Annotated in this window: 13 protein-coding genes; 6 read left to right on the top strand and 7 right to left on the bottom strand. The window is 43.4% G+C overall.

Annotated features, from left to right (window positions below):
* Positions 1-169: 169 nt before the first annotated feature.
* A complete protein-coding gene (locus tag NI389_RS04390) occupies positions 170-1,024 on the bottom strand; it encodes a dioxygenase family protein (RefSeq protein WP_308361787.1) in 855 nt (284 codons plus the stop codon).
* 275 nt (positions 1,025-1,299) lie between these two features.
* Between NI389_RS04390 and NI389_RS04385 the strand changes: the two genes are divergently transcribed.
* Entirely contained in the window at positions 1,300-1,755 is a 456-nt protein-coding gene (locus tag NI389_RS04385; RefSeq protein ID WP_308361786.1) for a hypothetical protein, read from the top strand.
* Between the two features lie 113 nt (positions 1,756-1,868).
* Here NI389_RS04385 and NI389_RS04380 read toward each other — a convergent pair whose 3' ends face one another.
* Genes NI389_RS04380 through NI389_RS04370 form a run of 3 tightly spaced genes read right to left on the bottom strand, consistent with a single transcriptional unit; the run spans position 1,869 to position 4,008 of the window.
* Entirely contained in the window at positions 1,869-2,555 is a 687-nt protein-coding gene (locus NI389_RS04380; protein ID WP_308361785.1) for a response regulator, read from the bottom strand.
* Positions 2,552-3,451 carry an ATP-binding protein gene (locus NI389_RS04375; protein ID WP_308361783.1) on the bottom strand — a complete coding sequence of 300 codons (900 nt, stop codon included), beginning with the start codon at positions 3,449-3,451 and terminating at the stop codon, positions 2,552-2,554. The genes NI389_RS04380 and NI389_RS04375 overlap by 4 nt, the downstream gene beginning before the upstream one ends.
* A complete protein-coding gene (locus NI389_RS04370) occupies positions 3,370-4,008 on the bottom strand; it encodes a hypothetical protein (protein WP_308361782.1) in 639 nt (212 codons plus the stop codon). The genes NI389_RS04375 and NI389_RS04370 overlap by 82 nt, the downstream gene beginning before the upstream one ends.
* 188 nt (positions 4,009-4,196) lie before the next feature.
* On the opposite strand from NI389_RS04370, the gene NI389_RS04365 reads away from it, so the two are divergent.
* On the top strand, positions 4,197-5,381 hold the full coding sequence (locus NI389_RS04365; protein ID WP_308361780.1) for a GGDEF domain-containing protein: 1,185 nt from the start codon (positions 4,197-4,199) through the stop codon (positions 5,379-5,381).
* A gap of 10 nt (positions 5,382-5,391) precedes the next feature.
* On the opposite strand, the gene zapE is transcribed toward NI389_RS04365, so the two are convergent.
* On the bottom strand, positions 5,392-6,459 hold the full coding sequence (zapE, locus tag NI389_RS04360) for a cell division protein ZapE (RefSeq protein WP_308361778.1): 1,068 nt from the start codon (positions 6,457-6,459) through the stop codon (positions 5,392-5,394).
* A 154-nt stretch (positions 6,460-6,613) separates the two neighbouring features.
* Between zapE and NI389_RS04355 the strand changes: the two genes are divergently transcribed.
* From NI389_RS04355 to NI389_RS04340, 4 genes are all read left to right on the top strand, one after another.
* Positions 6,614-7,648 carry a DUF2235 domain-containing protein gene (locus NI389_RS04355; protein ID WP_308361776.1) on the top strand — a complete coding sequence of 345 codons (1,035 nt, stop codon included), beginning with the start codon at positions 6,614-6,616 and terminating at the stop codon, positions 7,646-7,648.
* A 145-nt stretch (positions 7,649-7,793) separates the two neighbouring features.
* Positions 7,794-9,263, top strand: a complete 1,470-nt coding sequence (locus NI389_RS04350; protein ID WP_308361774.1) for a sensor histidine kinase — start codon at positions 7,794-7,796, stop codon at positions 9,261-9,263.
* Positions 9,247-9,675, top strand: coding sequence for a response regulator (locus NI389_RS04345; protein WP_308361773.1), 429 nt, complete (start codon positions 9,247-9,249; stop codon positions 9,673-9,675). Before NI389_RS04350 ends, NI389_RS04345 begins: the two co-directional genes overlap by 17 nt.
* 23 nt (positions 9,676-9,698) lie before the next feature.
* On the top strand, positions 9,699-11,408 hold the full coding sequence (locus NI389_RS04340; RefSeq protein WP_308361771.1) for a two-component system response regulator: 1,710 nt from the start codon (positions 9,699-9,701) through the stop codon (positions 11,406-11,408).
* A gap of 34 nt (positions 11,409-11,442) precedes the next feature.
* Here the strand turns inward: NI389_RS04340 and NI389_RS04335 are convergent, their stop codons facing one another.
* On the bottom strand, positions 11,443-14,013 hold the full coding sequence (locus NI389_RS04335) for a sensor domain-containing protein (protein ID WP_308361769.1): 2,571 nt from the start codon (positions 14,011-14,013) through the stop codon (positions 11,443-11,445).
* Positions 14,014-14,312: 299 nt separating this feature from the next.
* Positions 14,313-16,598: a collagenase gene (locus NI389_RS04330; RefSeq protein ID WP_308361768.1), complete on the bottom strand. Its 2,286-nt coding sequence runs from the start codon at positions 16,596-16,598 to the stop codon at positions 14,313-14,315.
* Between the last annotated feature and the right edge of the window lie 77 nt (positions 16,599-16,675).

Raw genomic sequence — 16,675 nt, 5'->3', positions numbered from 1 at the left:
TAACCTTAATTTATTTTAACGCTAACAAAATTACGGTTGCAACCGTAAGCGTAAAAATTATTCTAACCAAATGAATTGAATATATTTTTAATTTTAAGGTGGTGCTGTAGATAAGCGACTTCAACAAAAACGTGCAAATCACAGTGGGAGATGCACATTGATAATCTGCTTAAGTGTTAATTATTATGCGTTTGTAGAGTAGCAACGACCCATCTTCGTTGTTTTTGATATCCATCATGAATTCGTCCGCGTTACCGCCAAATACGGTATCTCGACCACCGCTTAATGGGGTGTCTTGTTCCCCTCGATGAGCGTAGTCTGGGTGTGAGGTACAAATCGCGTTGGTCAGCGCGTCGTTAAAGCAAAATTGTGAAACGACCTGATCGCGATTGTTATTTTTTACCCGAAAGTGAATGTGGATAGTGCGTGAAGAATACCAGCCAGGAAAACAGGTTTTGAAGTTGACTCGTCCGTCACTATCAGTTATCGCAGTTCCTCTAAACCATTTTGCTTGAACGGCCTGACTATCATTGCCAGTACAAAAGCCGCCAGCGAAGCGACCCGCATCAGCACTTTGTTCGGTATTTCCCGAATACAATCCGTTCACATCACAGTGCCACACTTCTACTTCTAAGTTGGCTTGAGGTTGACAGTTAGAGTCAGTCACTTGCAAACAGAGTTGGCTGGGTAAACCTGTTTGACCTTCTGAAATATCATCAAGGACATCCGCCATAAAATAGCAAGGACCTTCCGTCAACGACTTGGTTAACACCACCGAACACACCGAAGCACGATTAAATAAGTCTGTTGTTGGAAAATTGACCGTTAAATTTTGCGTACCACCCGATGCCCACTCAGTGGTGTTTACTGTTGTTGAGTCATCGCTATCACCAGAGGTGTTTGGTGCTGTTGTAGGGAGTGCGCCGCTGTCTTGGCCGCAACCAAACAGCGTAATAACGGGAAAGGCCGCACTTGCAATAAGTGCTTGTTTCAAAAAAGTGCGGCGATCGGGGGTGTTACTCATGTCTAGATTCCTATTGTAATTTTCATTCACAGAATTAGACAAAATCCGAGTCTTTAAAATGTCTGAAAATTAAGGGTAATTGTGTGGCTTTCTTCACAATCTTTACGCAAAGCACATGTTTTTCACACAGCTTCTTTTTACCTGTTCACCATAATAAAAGTGAGTTTGGCAAAGCACCGTTCTGAGTCAAATGAGCCGCAAGCGCGATGGATGGGGTCGTGCTTTTTCTAGAGTGAAACGTAAAACAAACATTGGGTAAATTAGGAGTAACAACGATGAACATTTCAAGCCAATATACCAATGTGAGCATGACATCGAGTGTACAATCGCAACATGTTGACTCACGTCCTATGCCACCGCCCCCAAAAGACGATGAATTAAGTAGTTTTTTCCAATCAGTACAAGGTGATGAAGAAATTCGAGATTTTATGAAAAGTGCCATGGAGATGGAAATGTCGGGTGAATTTGATGCGGCGGCACTGGCAGAATCAGCACCTGAGTCATTAAAGGCGTATGCCAAGGAGAATGACATCGATTTAGAGAGCTATTTTCAAGAAAAACATGAGCACTTTAGCGAGCGTAAAGACAAAATGGGCGAACAAGGTATGCCACCCCCACCGCCTCAAGGTCAAGGCTCTGAATTATATCAACAGGTTAGTAATATGGCTGGCGACAATGATGAACTGATTCAAGCGCTTATGTCCTCTTTGAACGTGAGTGAAAAGGTTTAGGTATCGTGTCGAATCATTATTATGGTCGCGGAGTCATTTAGGTTGAATGACACTTTCCCCGCTGAAATTCCCGCAGCCACATTGGTTTGCGGGCCTCTTTGCAAGAGAGTGAATTAAGTTGCAGGTTTGAGTGTGTACCCAATACCATAAACCGAATGGATGACATCACGCTCTTGCTCTTCAGCCGAGAGTTTCTTACGCAGATTTTTTATATGGGTATCAATGGTACGCTCATACATATCAAGTTCCTTTTGTTTCACTGCGTAAAGTAACTCTTTTCTGGAAAATACTTTAGAAGGCTGCTCCAACATGGCCTTTAATATCGTGAATTCGTTCACGGTTAGCTTGATTTCTTGTTGGCGTAAATGAACAGAAAAGCGTTCGACATCCATGACAAGATCTTGAAAAACTAACTTTTTAGTCATGACCTTAGTTTGATAAGTTCGGACCAATAACGCATTTACTCGTGCCATTAATTCTTTAGGACTAAAGGGTTTGCAGACATAATCGTCTGCACCGACTTTAAACCCCAACAGGCGGTCAATTTCTTCGACTTTTGCGGTCATCATAATGATGGGCAGAAGGCTAAATTCTCGAAGTTGTTTACATACTTCGATGCCATCCAGATCGGGTAACATGATATCGAGTAAGCATAAGTCGGGCCGTTTCGCTTTTGCGTAGTTGACTGCATCTTCGCCGTTGTTTACCCATGTATGGGTATAAGATTCTAATTCGAGGTATTTACACACCAATTGTGCGATGCGAGGCTCGTCTTCAACGACTAAAATGTGAAACGTCATGTTGTTTGTTCCATCGAATAAAGCGGCAAAGTAACCAGAATGATCAAACCGCCTTTAGCCCCATGCATAGCTTGGATGTGGCCGTGGTGAGCTGCGATAATATTCTCGCAGATGGCGAGACCTAAACCAGCGCCACCGGTTTGACTATTGCGCGATTGATCTGTGCGATAAAGACGTTGAAACAGCTTGTCGAGTTGTTCGTCACTGACACCAGGACCTGAATCTTCGATGAGAAGCTGTACGTTGTTACCTTTTCGGCGTAACTCAAGCCAGATGTTGCCCTCCAGTTCAGTATAGTGAGCGCAATTTTTAAGTAAATTGGTAAACACTTGAGATAAACGCGCTTCGTCACCCCAAACACACCCTGAGTCAAGCCTCATGCTGAGTGTTAGTCCACGCTTTTGCAGTAATCCTTCACATCGTTTGCACAACGTTGCTATGAGTGAATCTAACTGTATCGGTTGAGTTTGCATCGAGAGCTCTAAATTATCAGTGATCGCCAGTTCATGTAAGTCGTCAATCAGTCTATTGAGTCTCAGGATTTCTAACTGCAGGAGCGTCAAATTTTCACGGTTTGCTGGGATCACACCATCAACAAGCGCTTCCATTTCCCCTCGAATAATGGTTAGAGGGGTTCTGAGCTCATGTGCTATGTCTTGTAACCATTGTTTTTGCTGCATTTCATAACGCGCAAGTTTGTCGGACACTCGGTTAAGACTATGGCTAAGTTCACCCAGTTCATCATTCGAGTTAACAGGCAGTTTGGTTTCAAAATCTCGGTTTGCCAATTGTTCAGCTCGCTCCGTCAGTTGTTTTACTGGTTTCGTGAGAAAACGTGTAAAAAAATAACTAGCAAGGCTTGCGATGACCATCGCAAGTCCGGCAAACCAGAGCATGGTTTCAAATTGCTGACCCGCGAAAAAAGGGGGTGATGACGTTCATTGCGATCTAATTTGCCATTTTGAAGCACCGCGACAGTTACACCATCGACAACAATGGGGGTCACAAACCAGATATCGTTGGTGTATTTGGCTTTGACGATGAGCGCCTCGTCAGGGGTAATCAGTGTTAGCCTGTCTATCCATGGCTTGACTGGATTTCGATGGGGCGGTGGCGGTGGTGAATTTCCTTCATCCTTCGTATGGGGAAAAGGGCCAAGTAGGCGGTTTAATTCAAAATCATCCAATTCTTTTTGCAGTGCGACTTCGACAAAATGCACCCAATTATCCTGCGACTGTTGGAAATAGACCCAATTGCCATGTTTTTTAAAATGCAGCTGTAATGCGTTTGAGAGTTCTCGAGTTCGTGATAGTTCCAACGCTTTTACCTGTTGTTCTAATACAGAAGAAATTGAACTCAATTGAATGTAGTTTATCGAAACAAGTGCAGCAAGAAGAAGCAAGATGACACTTAATTGCGCAAACAGCACTTTGTGTAGCAAACGAAGTTTCAACGGCAAACCAGAGAATAGCGGACAATACGTGTTATCTTAGAGAAGCATGTTCGTTCCGACAATCCAGAGGATGAATCTCCACAAGAAAAACACATTTAGTGATTACCACGTCACACCGTTTGTTGATTCCTCGCATTCAGAGTGACATGGATTATACTGAAAAAATCAGTTGTCTATGTTGCGTGTCTATGGAATTTCACCCAGTTGCACAAACGCTGTTGACGTTTATTACCTTAATTGCCGGTGTGAGTGCGATTGGCTGGAGTATCATGGCTTATCCACTAAAAATAGCACCAAAAGCCAGCTTATTTTTCGCGAGTGCAAATTATTTAATACTCTTTGGGTTGCTGCTTAACTTAGGGCGCTCACATTCACCGAGTTATTTACATTGGTTTTTAGCGGACCAGTGTGTATTACTGGGTTTCGTGTTTATGCACCAAGGGATGACGCGGTTATTTAAACTTAAAAACAACTCACGTTTTGGCTTATATGCGTGGTTTTCCTTTGCGTTACTGATGTTAACACAAGACCCGTCATCAAGCAGTTTAGTGGTTCAAGAAGTGCTATTTTCTTTATCTGCGGCCATTAACGTGTTCTTACTCACTCAAGCCATTTATCAGGGCATGAACAAATCGTTTAGCCGACTAGCGGCTGTTGGTATGTCCATACCATCAACGTGTATTTTGCTGGTATTTGTCACACGTATCCTCCTTCTTGCCGTTGTTCCAGAACAAACCACGGCGTTTTATACGCTCAATACGGCTGAAGCAGTCCCGATTCTTTGGGCGCATACTGTCCTTAACTTACTTTTAAATATCACGATGTTTTCATGCGCATTGGCACGCCTAATCAGCAAAATTAGACGAATGAGCGAACGTGACCAACTTACAGATTTATATAACCGAAGAGCGATTCGTCACAAATTAGACGCGTGCCATGAGCAATGGTCGCAAGAGCGAAAAGTTTATAGTTTAATTTTATTTGATATCGACCGCTTTAAGTCGATAAACGACAACTTCGGTCACCATGTCGGAGATGATGCGCTGGTGTTTGTGGCGTCACTGTTACGCAAAAATGTGCCACTGGATGCAATGGTGAGTCGATATGGTGGTGAAGAATTTTTGGTGCTACTCCCCAACTATGATGCTCAGGCGTGTGTTGATGTTGCGAATCAATTGCGAGCTGCGTTACCGAGTGAAAAGTTGCATCCGGACACACATGCACTTGAAATAACGGCGAGCTTTGGCTGTGCAACGATAGCCGAAAATGTTTCAGTAGATCAACTCATCGTGCTCGCAGATCATGCGATGTACGGTGTAAAGGCCGCTGGACGAAATGGCGTCGCAATGGCTAAACAACCAGTGCCAGCTTAGTGTACTGCGGTCAAGCGAGTGACCAATTTTGCATTTCTACTAGTCGACTTTTGGTGCGTTCGAAAGCAAATGCCAAGCGTTCACCAACGTACAGATTTTGCAGGTCAACGTCTGCACTAATGACAAGCCGTTTTTTCTGTTCATAAAATTCATCGACAAGCGCGATAAATCGTCTCGCTTCATCATCAAGTTTTGCACTTCGAATGTGTTCCGTGGGGCGAATATAACCTTCTTCAGTACCTTGAGCTGTATAAGTAACGTCATCACTTATGCCCATTTGCGGTGTATTTTTGATAAAAAGCACATCGAGGCGAGTTGCAAGTTCAATGTAATCTGCTGTCGCGCGAGGAGAAGAACACAGCGCCAGGAAGTCAAAACATAGGGCGTTTTCACCGGAACCTAATTGCTCAACGGAACGATTCAAAATAGAAAGAGTACGGCATTCATAACGACCACCAAGCGCGCTAAACACAGCATCAAACGCGTCGTTATTTTGGACAAAATAATATTCAAAGTGTACACCATGCGCAAAGCGATGGTCCAAGTCGCCTGCTACGTTAATGACGTTGCAATGAGCGAGCAGGAGTTCTATCGTTGGTAAAAATCTATCGCGCTGTAATCCACCTGAATAGAGTTGCGACGGATGTTGGTTTGAGGTCGCTACCAACACCACACCTTCTGCGAATAAGCCTTTAAACAGGTTTGCCATCAGCATTGCGTCGCCAATGTCGCTGACAAAAAACTCATCGAAACAAAGAACCTTTGCTTTTTCTGACCAAGTTCGTGCTATGGCGGTCAAGGGATCCGTTACGCCTTGAACTTGATTCAGCGCTCGGTGAACATCCGCCATAAAATGATGAAAGTGTATGCGTTGTTTCTTGGGCTCCTTTAGGTGTTCGAAAAAGAGATCCATTAACATCGTTTTACCTCGACCCACGGGGCCGTATAAGTAGAGCCCCTTGCAATTCGTCTCACCATAATCTTCGCTCAAAGCTTGAAGTGCGTCGACGGCGTGTTGTTGTGCAGGGTCGATAGAGAGTTTCTCGTGTTGAATTAACTGTTGATAGGCTTGCAACATAATGAGTGACGAATTGACCGCAACAAGGTGGTGCTATTATGCCTTAAAAAAGCGTGTAAAAAGAGGAAAAATCAACTTTAACAATCGATTGACATTTTAATCGTGTATTTGTACCTTGCCTCGCTTCTGTAAGTGTTCGAAATTGACGAAAAAAATGAAACGACTCATTCTCTGCATGGATGGTACTTGGAACAAACCCGCCCAGTACGACCGAGGAAAACGTAAACCATCCAATGTGGTTAAAATGGCCAGAGGCATTTTGCCATGCTCAGAAGAGGGGGTGCATCAGGTTGTGTTTTACAGTGAGGGCGTTGGTACACGTTGGGGATTAGATAAAGTACTCGGTGGCGTTTTAGGTATTGGTTTATCCACGAACGTACGCCGTGCGTATCGATTTTTGGTTCATAACTATCAACCTGGTGACGAAATCTATTGTTTTGGATTCAGTCGCGGTGCTTATACTGTAAGAAGTGTTGTCGGCCTTATTTATCAGATAGGCCTCCTACCAAAAAGCCACGCGTTTTATCTGCCAGAAGCTTATGATTTGTATCGAGAACGAGCACCATTTTCTGAGATTCAAGCTTTTCGAGAGAAGCATCAGACGCGATCGGTTCCCATTCGATTTGTCGGGGTGTGGGACACCGTTGGTGCACTTGGCATTCCAGTTAAAATAAACGCGTTGAATCGTCGCTATCAATTTCACAATGTGAGTCTCACACCAAACATCGAGCATGCTTATCAGGCACTGGCTATCGATGAGAGACGCGGGTTATTTAAACCTGCGATATGGCGATTACCACTAGGTTCTTCGCAAAAGCTCGATCAACAGTGGTTTGCGGGCAGTCACAGTAATGTCGGTGGCGGTTACGAGAAGGACGGATTGGCGAATATTTCATTGCATTGGTTAAAAGACAATGCGGCTAATTTGGGGCTTGCGTTCGATGATGAATTTTTAAGCTTCTATAAACCATGTAGTTTGGGAGAGTATCGAGATCCCATGCGCTGGTATATGCGAGCTTCGACCGCTATGAGAGATATCGCAGCAGCGAAACAAAGCAATGAATCTATCCATCCAAGTGTTTTTGAGCGAATGGCCGCACTACCAAGCTATCGACCTACCAATTTAAAACATCTATTTGAAACACCTACAATCGACTTGTCGAGTGGCCAAACACTTTTGAAGGATTAGTTTAAAGTAAAGAACCTAAAATGATGGCGTCCAGTGATACGGGGCGCTTAGCCGGAAATTTTACTAAGCGACTTTGTAAAAAGACTACCTTTCAACTACTGTTTAAGCATTAAGGACTAGTTATAGGCGAACAGTGGTTTAAGCTATGCATTTTGAAAAAGGAACAATTTCATCCGCGTCGTTTTTGCAGCTTTTAGAGTCGATACCGGTTGCTACGTTGCTGGTCAATCGCAATGGAGAAATTCGCTTTGCAAATTCTGAAGCTGAGAGCTTATTAGGTTATGAGCCAAAAACGCTTATTGATAATTCAATAGAAACGGTCATTCCTGAACGTTTCCTCACGAAACACCGTCACTATGTGAGTTCTTATTTTGACACGCCAGCCAAACGTAAAATGGGGTTCGGGCAGACCCTGTATGCTACACGCAAAGATGGCAAGGAAATTCCTGTCGAGATAGGGTTAAACCCTTTTGATTTGGAAGGTAATGATAGTGTTATCGTCAGCTTAGTCGACTTGTCTGTTCGTCAAGAAGCAACCCGTATTCTTATCAATTCAGTGGCACTTGCGCCCTACGGTGTTTTGCTGATAGGTCAAAATGGTAATATCCTGCATGTTAATGAAGCCCTATGTAAAAGCTTTGGTTATATAGAATCGGAGCTGATAGGGATGTCTGTCGAATCTCTGCTGCCCGAACGATATAGGCCGCATCATAAAAGCCTTCGAGCTTCCTATTCGCAAACGCCCATTATGCGCACGATGGGTGAAGGTCGAGACCTTACCGCACTGCACAAAGATGGCCGAGAGTTCCCTGTAGAAATAGGCTTAAGTCCTATAGATGTAGGGCCTGAGGACCGTATTATTTTGGTTTCTTTAACGGACATCACAAAGCGCACTCGATTAGAAATGGCACTTAAAGAAACCAATAAAAATCTAGAAGAGTTTACCTATGTGGCCTCGCATGATTTACGTTCACCGCTGCGCGGCATTAGCGATTTGCTGACTTGGATCCAAGAAGACATCGATCTGGATGCGAACCCAGAAGTCGCAAAAAACCTGAATCGAATTGCTATTCGCATCGACAAAATGGAACAGCTGATTGCGAATTTGCTTACGTATGCGAGGGCGGGACGCGCATCGACCACGTTGGAAGAGGTTAATATACGCCATCTGATTGAAGAAGTAATCGATTTCATTGATGTGCCAACGTCCTTTGACATTGAATGTATCGCAGAATCCGTGACGTTAAGTCTAATTTTAACACCACTAGAAACTATCCTTCGTAATCTATTAAGTAACGCTATAAAACACCACGACAAAGAGAGTGGTCGCATCCAAGTTAGTTGTGAATTAGAAGGCAACTTCTGTATTTTCAAAGTCAAAGATGACGGACCTGGTATTCCCGCGTCTGCAATGAAACGTATTTTTAATTTATTTCAAACTGCAACAGCGTCAGAAAGAGGTGGCACAGGGATAGGTCTGTCGGTTAGTCGGCGTTTAGCCGAAGTTCATGGCGCAAACCTTTCCGTCACCTCTAACCAACCAGATGAAGGGGTGACGTTTGAACTGCGCTGGCCACGTTTTGTAAGGAAAGACACGCATGATCTCAAAGCTTAATGTTTTATTAGTCGAAGATGACGATGTATCCGCAGAAGCGGTAATTCGAAGTCTACGAAAGGTCGACGTTGATCTCTGTATTACCGTTGCGGACAACGGTAAAATTGCCTTGGACATTTTAAACAACACCCACCCAACTCTCTTTTTGGAACACCCTTTTTTAGTTTTACTAGACCTAAATATGCCTGTAATGAATGGTTTTGAATTTTTAGATGCGGTGCGAACAGATCCTAAATTGAAAGACATTGTGGTGTTTATTTTAACGACGTCGGATGACGATAGAGATAAGTCGAAGGCGTATCATCAAAATGTCGCGGGTTACATGGTTAAGTCATCGGTAGGTCCGCAGTTTGCGAGACTGAGTACGCTTCTCGAAGCTTACAAGGACGCAATAGATTTAAACTGCCGATAGATGCCTAGTTTAAGGGAATGCACATGCAGGAATCTAAGCTCAAGCTACTTGTAGTCGATGATGACGACGTTGATAGAGAACGTATTCGGCGAATGTTGAATGCGGCAAATGTTGACGTGGAAATTGAAGAAGCGATAGATGCTAAAGAGTCAATTTCTATTCTTAATGATTGTGAGTATGACTGCATTATCGTTGACTATCGCTTGGGCGAAACCGATGGGCTGAGTCTACTTAACAGCATTCGAACGACCTTAGCCAAGCAATGTGCGGTCATTATGGTAACAGGCCTTGGTGATGAACAAGTTGCTGCAGAAGCCATGCGTCTCGGTGCCAGTGACTATTTAGTTAAGAATGAGCTAAAAACGCCTCAATTGTTGGGGGCGATTTTAGGGGCCGTGCACAAAGCAGACCTTAAAAAGCAACTGCATGCGTTGGCGCATTATGATGCACTTACGGGACTCGTAAATCGACCTTTGCTAATCGACCGCATTGACCAAGCTATATCTCTATCCACTCGTGCTGATACGCTGTCTGCTCTCGCGTTTATTGATTTAGACAACTTTAAACCTGTAAATGACAAATTTGGCCATCAAGCTGGGGATGCCGTCTTGGTTGAAATCGCCAATCGATTAAAAGCAGGGCTTAGACAATACGATACGGTTTCACGAATTGGTGGGGATGAATTTGTTATTCTATTGACTGGGCTAGAAAATCTGAGTGAGTGTGAACTGTTGCTAGAGCGTATCCGTATCGTGGTTAATGCTCCTATTGCCATCGATCGTGCTAATTTTACTCGAGTGTCAGCGAGTATTGGGGTTGCGTTAATAAAGCATTGTGAGCTAAACGCAGATACCATGCTTCGACGTGCTGACCAAAGTATGTATCTTGCGAAAAAATCCGGCAAAAACAGGGTGATATTTTTCGACCCAGACGAAGAGAGTAAATTCCAAGAACGCAGACGATTACTGGAACGCGTTGAACAAGGCCTTGAAAACAATGAGTTCGAATTGTACTACCAACCAAAAGTAAATTTGTTGGAAAACAAATTGATAGGTCTTGAGGCGTTAATCCGTTGGCGACACCCAGAACAAGGGCTTAAGGCGCCATCGTATTTTGTCGAAGCGCTTGAACACGCGACACTCGGGATTAGTATTGGTGAATGGGTATTAAAAACGGTCATTGAACAGTTGAGTCAATGGAATAAGCGCGGATTGAATATCACTGTCAGTATTAATATTTCAGTGGTGCATTTGCAAGATGAAGGGTTTGTCGAGCAACTCGAAGCATGCATTAAAGAGACCCCCGATGTGCAAGCGAACCAAATTGAGATAGAAATACTCGAATCATCGTCCATCAAAAATATGGACACAGTCATTGGTATTCTGCAAACTTGCCGTGCTATTGGCGTAAAGATAGCGCTAGATGATTTTGGTACGGGATACGCGTCATTAAGTTACTTGAAAAAGCTGCCGCTTGACACGTTGAAAATTGATAAAAGCTTTATTATCAATATGCTTGATGACGCAGGAAACCAAGTAATCGTTGAGAGTATCATTGCGCTAAGTAAGGCTTTTGGTTATGAGTTGATTGCTGAAGGTATTGAAACCGCAGATCATGTAAGTATGTATACTGATATGGGGGGAACGTGTGGGCAAGGCTTTGTTATCGCACATCCAATGCCAAGTCATGATGTCTTGAAATGGGTGCAAGACTACACCAAGTTGGCAGGGTGAGTATCATTCTACAGTTCATTTAAACTTGTAAAACCTATTGATGACGCCTCATAAAGCTCAGCCATTCCTCGATACTCAATGGTTTCGAAAACAGATAACCTTGAATTAGTTCGCAGTGTCTATCTGCAAGATATTGAAACTGATTGATATTCTCGACACCTTCCGCAACCACTCTTGAACCTAGACCTGCAGCCAACTGAATGATGGAATCCACAATCGGCACATTATTGTGCGTATCATGAATTTCATCGACGAACGATTTATCAATTTTAATTTCGTGGATAGCCAAGTTCTGAAGATAGCTTAGGCTTGAATAGCCGGTACCAAAATCATCAATCGAAAATTCAATCCCCAGTGCAGTTAGGCGCTCGAGTTTTGCTCTAATTATGTCTAAATCTTGGACTAATGTAGACTCCGTTACTTCAAGTACGACTTTATCAAGAGGGGCGTTTTGGTCTCGAAATGCACTGAGAACTTGATGCTCAAAATCTGCACGAGCGAGTTGTTTTGCGCTTATGTTAATGGCTACTTTGCCTTTGGGTTTATGGAATGCGATTAGTTTCGCAACGTGTTGTAAGATCCATTGCCCAATTTCAAAAATATCCCCGGTTTCCTCTGCGATTTCAATGAATTCATTGGGGGGAATAAAATCAAGTTCTTTTGATTGCCAACGGATGAGGGCTTCGCAAGAACAATAGCGTTTATTGACGTCTAGTTGAGGTTGTAGGACCAAATACAATTCATCGTTGGAAATGGCATGAGGTAAACGGGCTTTAATTCTTGAACGGCGTTCAAGGTAGTGATGAGCGCGATTATCTAAAATAACATGACGATTGCCACCCTCGTTTTTGACCTGCCTGACGGCCATATTCAACAGTTCATATAAGACTTCGAGTGACGCGTGTGTACCATCGATAATTGAACTAACAATGCTTGCATTAAGCTTGTATTTTATTCCCTCGATGATAATTTCATCTTCCAGCAACTCAAATAATTTCAACGCGAGTTGCTCACAATTTTGAATGAGCTCTTGTTCTTTTTGGACATGAGAATGGCGACTTAAGAAATAGAATATGTCGCCTCGGTAATGGAACAATTCGAAATTGGCATCGGCCGTGGTACGAATACGGTCTGCTAACATTGAAATGGCATAATCGCCTGCTTTTCGACCATGTGATAGATTTATTTTGCCAAAATTATCGATATCGAGTTTAACCAGCAATAGTTTTCCGTTCACTAAGCGAACTTTTTCAATATGACGTGTGACATGATCTTCAAATGAGAACGCGTTCGGTAAATTGGTCAGCGGATTGAAATAGGCCAATTTGTAGATCTTGTCTTCTGCATTTTTACGTTCTGTAATGTCTTTGATAATTCCAATAAAAAGACGTTCATTATCCTGAAGTACTTCCGTCAACGACAATTCAATTGGGAATATCGCCTGACTCTTTTTCATTGCTGGTAATTCTCGACCCACACCCAATATTTTTGCGTTACCTGTTTTGAGATAGTTTTCAATATATTGATGATGTACATCGCCATAAGGGCTTGGCATTAAACACGATATATTTTGACCGATCAATTCGGCAGATGTATAGCCAAAGACTTCTTCTACTCGAGCGTTTACCGTTAAAATGATGCCTTTTTCGGATACAGTCACGATGACATCGTTTAGGTTGTTGATAATCGTCGCGAGATATTCGTGTGCGTCATGCTCTTTATTAATGAGCATTTTCTCATGAGTGATGTCTTCAAACGCACCGTAGGCGTGCGTCGGTTTGCCATGTTTAAAGCGTACGCGTCCAGTTGTTCGGACCCATTTTAATTTGCCTTCTACGTCTTTAAATCGTAACTCGCGTTCATAGGGGGTTTGTGACTGCAAAAGTTGTTCAAAATCATAGATGATCTGTGCTTTATCTTCCCCTTCGTAATGTTGTATACCGACTTGTGCATCGATTTTCTCGCCGATAGGATAGCCATATATTCGGTATGTTTCTTTCGACCAATACATATTTTGTGTTGTAAGGTCGTACTCCCAACCGCCGACTTTGGCAATATCTTGAATTTCGTCCAGCAGTGACTTTTCTCTTTGCAAATCTTTGAGCAATCGGTCGTATTTATCTCTCAGAAAGCGTTCTTTAATTTGTGAAATGACCACCAGCAAGGTATCTAAATCATCTTCGTTCCAATCACGGATCAGACAGGTGGTTCGAATAGACAAAAAGCCTTCGATGGCTTCTCCGGGGGCAATCGGAGTAAGTAAATAATCAGCAACAGTCCCTTCATGTCGGCGATACTGCTCTAAAAAAGCGGTTTCTTCCGCATTCATGTGGTGTTTTGTTGTAAACAGCGCGAATCGTCCTGGGTCAAGTAACGAGGCTGGAATTTTGGATTCAGGAATGGATTTACCTAAATTTGAAGGCTGAGAGCCTGTGTAAAATGTGCAGAGAAAATGACGTTCCAGCGACTTAAAATCCCAAAGTGAAATTCCATCAACGTTATAGTGGACACGCAGTAAATCAGACGCTTGAACGAGCATACATTCAAGGGACGAACTCACCGCCATTTGGGCTGATAGTTGGCTAAGTTTTTGTAGCTTTTCCATGTGTAAGCGACGATACCTTTCGCGTGGATTGAACCGAATTATAACCTAGAAGGATAGGCGAGAAAGATGCACCGTTGACCCTCGCTAATGTCTATTCTCGGAATTACGTACTTGGTGTTCATGACACTCTGTAGATACACAGAGGGTAGTCAGTGTCGTTATGCTTTTCAACTGAATGAGACCGATAGCAAAAAATGACACCTTCCTTGGCATCTAAGAACACAACGACGCTGAAACTGGAAAGAGTGAAGCTCCAAATTAAGACAGAGCTTCATTCCAGGGAGACAAGGGGTATTCCGCTAGTTAAACAAACTTGAATCGATGACGTAAATATTGCTTTGTGCGTTTAAGTCCACAACACCGTAGCATTGTCCATCATTGCTCATCAGCGCCATACGGTCCCCAACTCGCCAGTTGGTATTCGCATAATGGTCACCTAGGTTAAGCGTGCCGTACGTACCGTAATAGAGGCTGCCATCATTGTTATTTATCCACGCTAGAGTCACTGGCGTATCGCTTTGGTTATGGATTACAAACTCCGGAGCATTCCCGCTTTCACGGCTATAACTCGTTAGTAAATCACAACGCCCGATTTCTGCAGTGGCAACAGGGATTGGCGCTTCATCGACCGCGTTGGCGGCAAATTCTGAATCAGCAATAAAGTGATTTTGGGTATCATTGACAATTGCCACGCCTAAACAGTTATTTGCTAAATCACCAATCATCATTCGATCACCAATCCGCCATGCATCAGAGCTGAACGTTTCGCCTGCAGGCAAGGTTTGAAATGCAGCAGTGGGCTTAGTGCCATTTCGATAGTCAATCCAATACAAGTTGAGCGCTTTATCGGATGTATTCTGTAGTGTAAACCCTTCAACTTTAGCGGTACTGCGACCATAGCTTTCTAACAAACTGCAAGTGCCCAGTTGCCCTTTTTCTGGCCAATGCGGTAAATACGGTTCAGTTGGCGTAACGGTGACAATCGGTTCTGGTTTACTCACCGAGCAGTTATCACCAACGCACGCGGTGATGTATAAATCCATAATGTCGGCACCTGCAAAGTCAGAACCGACGGTAACGTAATAGTCACCTATGATTGGATTTAAAATAACGCATTTCTCTTCGTTTGATTTTTCTGTTACAGAGTGGCAGGTCATGTCGTTGGTCAATGAAGGGTGTGCTGGAGTGCCTTGGTTCACCCACAAGTCAACATTTTTAGAACCGCCAGAGGTCTCAATGGTCAAAGAAGGCGTCTGACTTGGCACGGTGACTTTGAATAGCCAACCACCGCGACCATTGACTTGTTTAGCCACATTCAACGGCAAAGGTTCTGCACTGGCATTAAAGGCATTGACTAACTGAGTTGATTGCCAGGTTTCAAAGTCAGCTTGATACGCGCTCGAAAATGTCTCTAAATCACTTGCAACCGTTTCCCAATTACCAGCCCGCATGTTGGTGATGAGCGACTTGACCTTATCCGGGTGAGATTCAATCAAATAGGCGACAGCCAATGTTCCCCAATCGTAAAATGAACTACTGTCTATCGTTGGTGTGGTGATTTCACTGAGCGTATGTTTGGTTGGTTGTGATGCGTCGAACAACATTTGATAAGGACGCTCATAGTAGGTACCAATATATTCGGCAAGCCCTTCAGACCACCATCCAATTTGACCATGATAACCGCCTTCTTTGTTAAAGCGGCCATCTAAAGCATGTACGTATTCATGGGCGAGAGAGCGCATTACTGGGCGACCCTCGCTCCATTCCACCGCGTTGAAGGTTAAAATAGTGGAATCGTGATACCACTTATCCGGTGCGGTTTCAAAATAGATCCCACTGCGATTATTTGAATCCCAGAGATGCTCTACCCATGACATGTGATTTGATAGGCTTGCAAAAATATTAATGTTGGTGATGTCATTTAAGTCGTTTGGAACGGGTACACCAACATCCGCTGAGCGATCTGCATTAAGCACTGCTTCAAAACGAGACTTCGTTTCTATTAATGTTTGGCAAATTTGTTCGCGAGTATTCTCATCAAGTGCTTCTTGGATCCGCACTCGCACCATGTCGTTGCAAAGCTCACTGCTTTTGAATAGTGACGTGGTGGCAAATAACGTTGCATCACTCACTTTCCCACCTTCATAAGCGTCAATCAAGATGGTATAACGACCCGGTTTTGGGTTATCGATAATACAGGTTTCGTTATTGTCCGACCCATTAAATGACACACAATCAAAAACAGGGTTATCACCCGCTTCAGGTAAACCTTCAAACTTAACGTATACGTCCGGATCGCCTAATGGAAGTCCTTGTGTTCCGCTACCTAAGCTAATAATGAGAGCAGGTGCCGTAGTGTCTAAATCTAAATAGTAGCCAATTGGGCTAATCGTTTCTATGCCTGTTTTTACGCTATCGAGCGTTAGTATAGGGTCGTCCACAAATGGAAAGCTGGGTTCTGGTGTTGTGACTACGGGATCTGGGTTGGGTGTCACGACCTCAACGACAGTGACCGGTTTATCATTATCACCACAAGCGCTTAGTGCCAGTGAAACGGACAGTAGGAGCCATTTTTTGTTATTCATATTAGCCTCGAGTTGTTTGTTAAAGTTGTCACGTTTAAGGAAACAGGTTACAGAGTCATAGTATTAACATGAATAAA

It is taken from the genome of Pseudoalteromonas xiamenensis (genome assembly GCF_030994125.1).
Taxonomy (GTDB): Bacteria; Pseudomonadota; Gammaproteobacteria; order Enterobacterales; family Alteromonadaceae; genus Pseudoalteromonas; species Pseudoalteromonas xiamenensis_B.
The sequence above is the reverse complement of the archived record's forward strand: the minus strand, read 5'-3'. Positions and strand labels throughout refer to the sequence as shown.